4 protein-coding genes and 1 pseudogene are annotated in these 5,439 nt (G+C 44.3%); 3 read left to right on the top strand and 2 right to left on the bottom strand.

The genetic code is table 11. The features are described 5' to 3' along the window. Positions 1–272 precede the first annotated feature (272 nt). Positions 273–719: pseudogene (locus A7E48_RS10665) on the bottom strand (TauD/TfdA family dioxygenase); the annotation flags it as partial. A 342-nt stretch (positions 720–1,061) separates the two neighbouring features. Between A7E48_RS10665 and A7E48_RS00785 the strand changes: the two are divergent. The 3 genes from A7E48_RS00785 to A7E48_RS00780 all read left to right on the top strand — a co-directional run bounded on the left by A7E48_RS00785 (position 1,062) and on the right by A7E48_RS00780 (position 4,436). After that, positions 1,062–2,351, top strand: coding sequence for a CoA transferase (locus A7E48_RS00785; protein WP_068168189.1), 1,290 nt, complete (start codon positions 1,062–1,064; stop codon positions 2,349–2,351). 413 nt (positions 2,352–2,764) lie between these two features. After that, complete coding sequence (locus A7E48_RS11530; protein WP_083147090.1) at positions 2,765–2,902, top strand: transposase family protein; 138 nt, start codon at positions 2,765–2,767, stop codon at positions 2,900–2,902. Positions 2,903–3,515: 613 nt separating this feature from the next. Beyond that, positions 3,516–4,436, top strand: coding sequence for a hypothetical protein (locus A7E48_RS00780; protein ID WP_068168187.1), 921 nt, complete (start codon positions 3,516–3,518; stop codon positions 4,434–4,436). A gap of 81 nt (positions 4,437–4,517) precedes the next feature. Here the strand turns inward: A7E48_RS00780 and A7E48_RS11265 are convergent, their stop codons facing one another. Beyond that, on the bottom strand, positions 4,518–4,700 hold the full coding sequence (locus tag A7E48_RS11265) for a hypothetical protein (RefSeq protein ID WP_068168185.1): 183 nt from the start codon (positions 4,698–4,700) through the stop codon (positions 4,518–4,520). Between the last annotated feature and the right edge of the window lie 739 nt (positions 4,701–5,439).

The raw sequence follows: 5,439 nt of genomic DNA, 5'->3' as shown, positions 1-5,439 counted from the left end.
TTCTTCGGTGAGGTTGTGTCGGTGGTAGAAAAGGGTGACTTTAAGACCCTGGGCCAGGGTTAGTGCTGGTGGTCTTCCGCCTGGTTTTGCCCAGGTGATATGAGAGGTGAGGGCTGTCAGTAGCGTGGTGAATTGCTGAGGTGTGAGCCCTGTTGTACGCTGGTGGAGCAACGGTTCTTCCGGTATGGCTTGAGGTTATTTGTAGTGATTTAATCCTCTTATTTTTGCCGCTGGTGGGGCCGTTGTCTAGTTGGTGGGGTGTGGGTGTGTTCCTACTTTTGAATAAGCCTCAATAGATCCCAAGGAGCCTCTCCCCGTTCTTCTTCACCTCGTCGATCATGTGGGATAGGTTTTGTCAACTCTTCTAAAAGCTCTGGTTTCTCTGTTTGCATTACTTCATAAACGTAGCGTGAGGAAGCTAAAGAGCTTCCCCCACCCTCTTCAGCTTGACGAATGCACATCAGAACTATGACATCTGTTCTATCTACGTGATACGGCAACTTCCCCCCGGTTTTATGACCGCGCTGAGTTGGTTGACCAATATCTCCCCCGGCATCTTCAACTGCAACAATTTTGTCTTTTGCTTTATTTTGAGTTACTACATAACCTAAGCTTCTACCTAATGAATACAAGAATTGCTTTGCCTCATCTTCACTAGCAATAGGTGCGTTCTTTAGTAGACATACTCCTGGACCTTCGTAAAGGAGGGAATCAATCTGCGAGGTTAGGTCTGCTAGGGTTCTCGAATTACTGTCAGTTTTTTTACAGCTTCAATATGTCGATGATTAAGCGGTATCACCCATTGAGATTCAGCTTCACGCAGTTCAGTAGCAGTCCATTTTTTACCAAGCATCATACTTCCTATCAATCTAACGACTGTGTTCCAGGTTATATTTTGATGTAGAATCTATCATATTGGTAGGGACAATTCGATTTTTAATGAAGAACACTTCATATCCCAGCAAAAAACTGCATCAGACCCCGGCGAATATTAAGTTCCAACCTCCGCCTTATGGGGTAATAACTAGACATTGTGATTTCTATACTGCGAAGGAACCCATATGCATGAATACCGCTACAGTGAATGGAAGACATGCCCCCTACGTGTTGAAAACATTGCCGTACATTCAGTCAAAGCAGCAACCGATGCAGCTCAGCTCTTAGCCGATACTAGAGGTATCAAATGCACCATCTCAGCAGATATAGCGCAAATACCATTCTCATTCGCAAGTCTGGAAAATCTAAAAGTTGGGAAGCGCTCATCTGAACCTTGGAACGAACTCTCAGGTTTTTTTAAGGCTGCAGACGGATGGGTAAGATTACATGGAAATTACCCTCACCACACCAAAGCAATTAGAGATTCTTATCAGTTCGAGAATAAAAAGGAGTTAATAGAGCTTTTTAGTTCACTACCAAAAATAGAAATCGAAAAAACCATCGTTCGCCACGGGGGCGTTGCATCAGCAGTGAGAGAAATTGATCAATGGAATCAACTTCCCCAAGCAATAGCAATGAAAAATGCCCCGTGGGTAGAATCTGACCTCGAATCTCGACTTTCCCACAATTTTCACAAATCAAACCCCGTTCTACCTGCAGAAGGTATTAAGGTATTAGACTTGACTCGAGTTGTGGCTGGTCCAACTTGCTCTCAGCTACTTGCATGCTTGGGGGCGGAAGTTCTAAGGATAGACCCGCCCTTTTTACCAGAGCTCAAAGAGCAATTTATTTCCAACGGTATGGGGAAAAAATCTGCTGTCATCGACTTTTCGAGAGATATGAACCTGGTTCATGAGCTTATCTCTCAAGCGGATGTGATTATTATCGGTTACAGTCCTGGTTCTTTAGATAAATTTGGTCTTGGTATTCAGCAATTAAGAGATGACTATCCAGGTCTCCTCATAGCTAGTCTCTCAGCGTGGGGGGAATCAGGTCCCTGGGCTACACGGGCTGGTTTTGATTCAATTGTGCAAGCGGCTACCGGTATTTCCGAAATGTGCAGTGTGATCAATTCAGTAGGTGAAAGAGTTCCAGGAGCTTTACCTGTTCAAGCGCTTGATCATTCTACTGGTTTTATCTTAGCTGCCCGTATCCTTGAGTCGCTTGCTTACCTCAAATCGGGAATTATAAGAACAAGCCTTGTAGGGGCAGCACAAGAATTAACTAATCATGAAAATAAGGGATTTCATGAAGGCGAGAATGACGTGGTGACAACTCATCATAAATTATCCATCGTTGATTCAACTTATGGCAGATTGTCCATACCATCAATACCTGTGACTATTGATGGCGACCATTTAATTGGGAAAGTACAAAATTATGGGTCCCATGTCGCTACGTGGTTTGTAGAATGATCTGGCGATTAATATCTCCGGAGAGGTACATACATACGTTGAACCATACTAGCCCAACCCTGAAATCCAAAGATTCCAAACACGATGACGAGCACTATAGCCAACTATATGGCTGAGCTGAAGCTGATGATACCAGCGACCTTTTTGTATGAACGCTCATAGTCCATGTCCAAGGAGGCTTATTCATAAGGGGTAAAACCCACCTACTAGATAACGGCCCCACCAGAGGCAAAATGAGAGTTAAATCTTCACCAATAACCTCAAGCCAAACCGGAAAAGACCGTTGCACAACAAGCGTACAACCGGGCCCACCCACGAGCAATTCGCCCCTCACCGCAGCCCTAAATAAGAACTTTACCTGGGAAAAATTAGACACGAGACCGAAAAAAATCTCCCTCAACTAAGCTCTAAAAATTACCTTCCTCTACCTACGCCAAAACTCCACCGAAGAAGACCTCGCTGATAGGTTCACAGTCTCTCAACCTACGATTTCCAGAACTATTCACCGCATCGAAAAAGCGTTCCTGGAACTAGAGGAATTGAAAATTTAAGGACTCGAATCTCTCCAGAATATCCCCGGCTCACTGGTAATAGGCGGCGTTTTGATTCCGGTGTGGAACTGGTCTTCACAAGGGAAAAAACTCTTTTTCAGGTAAACACCAGCGTGCTGGTTTCAACCATCAGGTCATCTGTACGATGAATGGAAAATTGCTAGCTATCACCGACCCACCACCGGGGGGCTAGGCATGACGCTTATGCCTTATCCATCAGAGTTTAGGAAGGTATCTAAAAGAAAGAACTTTAGCCAATAAAGGCTATGTTGAATTGGGTCTAGTAACTCCCACAAAACGTAGGAAAACCTTTAGGACCGTTGCGAATGTGAAGGTTTTGTACTGATTCATTAATTCATACCGCGCGGTGTGGAGCGGGCTATTGCTAAGTATAAGATGTGGCGGGTTCTGTACACGGAGTTCCGGCGACCGTTAGCTTCATATGGGCAGGTGTCTTCGGTGGTTCGGGGTTGCTGTTTTATGTAGCTGGAGGGACTTTTGAACAAGTCTTGCCGAACTGCTCCTACCGTATTTTGAATGAGGGAATATTACTTGGACCACAATTGTTATAGGTGTGTCCAGATATAAATATAATTTATGAAAGTAGGTTCTCATGGTAGGAATTTCTCTTAAACCGCAAGAAATGTTTAGATTCGATGAGATCATCAAAGATTCTCCTGAGGGGATTTTGAACGTAAGCCTAAGTGAAGAATCCCCAGATTTACCTCTCATTTATAAACTGAAAAATGCTGGTTTTGTCAGTGCTAAAACTAAAGCTAATGGCAACTTGACTTCCGCGGTGCTCACCAGCCACGGAAAAGAGCTTAAATTTAATGTTCGCGATTGGGTAGAAACTAGCGGACGACGCGGAAAACTTCAGCTGAACATTCTTCAATTAGTCAAAGATGGCAGAGGGGATAATGTTTCTGAGTTGGTGCAAGATTCTGATAACTCATATACAGAAGACGAGATATGCGAAGCTATCGAAGACTTAGAGCGTGCAGGAGCAATTAAGACATATTCGGCTTGGGGCAGGAATTTTCCTGTTCGTATAGATTTACAGCCCGGTTGGGAAACAAAGATGAATAGAGAAGAAGTTCCTGCCTGGACAGCTTCTGAAAATTCCACATACGTTTATAACTCCACTGATAATTCACGAAATACCCATACCACAAACACCTTCCATGGGGATATTGCAGGGAGCCAGATTGCTATAGGCGATAACGCTACGCAAACACTAACCAGTAATAATGGGTTACCGCCAGAAGCTCTAACTGAGATAACTGCGTACTTTGAAAATTTAAATACGGCGATTCGGGAAGAAGTCTCGGACTTTCAACAGCAGCAAGAGCTTCTAGAGTTGGCAACCCGCGCCGAGCAGGAAATGAAGCAGGCATCTTCCAAGGACGAGGCACAATCTACGATAAACAAGTTGATGAATAAGTTCGTGGAATTAGGAATAACAGAGGCAAGCACCCAACTTATGAAACTGTTGTTCGCTGGAGCGAGATTAGCTTTTGGATTACCTTTCTAAAAGTTCAAAAAAATTAATAACCCCGGTGATATACGCACAAGCGTAGGAATCGACCCGGGGTTTTTACTCTTAACTGTAATGCTAGAAAATAAAAACAACCAGCATCTCAATACTCTCGAACACTGGTTTTCCACGCCCTGACTCAGTAAATATTCCCACCACCGCAACCTTAAACAGCTCTATATCTACAACACCCGCATCACTAAGGAACTGTTGGCCGATACCGGGCACCGTGAGGTGCTTCTTTGTAACGCCATTGACCACCAATTCAGCACCACCTGCGGGACAGACTGGTTCTTATATTCTCGTATCCTCTGGACGTATCAAGCTCAAAAATCAATCCACAAAGCATCCCCCCAAATAATGACCCCAACGATCCTTCCAGAAAAAATTATTGTGGATTTATCCTTGGATTTTTGGCGGTTTCTTTTTACCCGGACATATCAGAGCACTGTTTGGCCTAAATTTCTCTCATCTCTTACCCGACAAGTCTCGAGAGAAGAATTTGAGAACCATCTAGAACGGACTTACAGGATGCGCAACCGTTGCGCTCACCATGAACCGTTAATCCGATTAGATGTGCAACGTGAGAAAAGGGAAACACTAGCGGTTTTGGACTCAATCCATGCAACAGCTGAGCAGATTGACCCTAGCACTGCGGATTGGATTGCAGAGCACTCAACGGTTACAGCGAGTTTGGCGAAAAGACCCTAAACACCTCACCTATTGAAGAAGTCTTGGACACTCGTACGTGTCTGTAAAAACTAGACGATTCACTATAATAGAAAGGCTTTTTACGAAACATGGATTGATATCCCCTAAATAGAGTAAGTACCTCATGCTCTCTCTCAAACTTCCCCAGACCAAGGTCAAACTCCCCCAAGACAAAGTAGCAAAAGGCGGAGTCCTCTCCTGCCTAGGGTGCCTAGGAATCATCGTCCTCTTCTTTGCCCTAGCTATCATCGTTGGCATTATCCAAGCCATCACAGGCAATACCCCTGAG

Source organism: Rothia sp. ND6WE1A, assembly GCF_001683935.1.
In the GTDB taxonomy this organism is placed as follows: domain Bacteria; phylum Actinomycetota; class Actinomycetes; order Actinomycetales; family Micrococcaceae; genus Rothia; species Rothia amarae.
The sequence above is the reverse complement of the archived record's forward strand: the minus strand, read 5'-3'. Positions and strand labels throughout refer to the sequence as shown.

Coding starts and splice junctions, on each gene's coding strand:
- A7E48_RS00785 (WP_068168189.1), top strand. CDS start 1,062: ATGCATGAATACCGCTACAGTGAATGGAAGACATGCCCCCTACGTGTT.
- A7E48_RS00780 (WP_068168187.1), top strand. CDS start 3,516: ATGGTAGGAATTTCTCTTAAACCGCAAGAAATGTTTAGATTCGATGAG.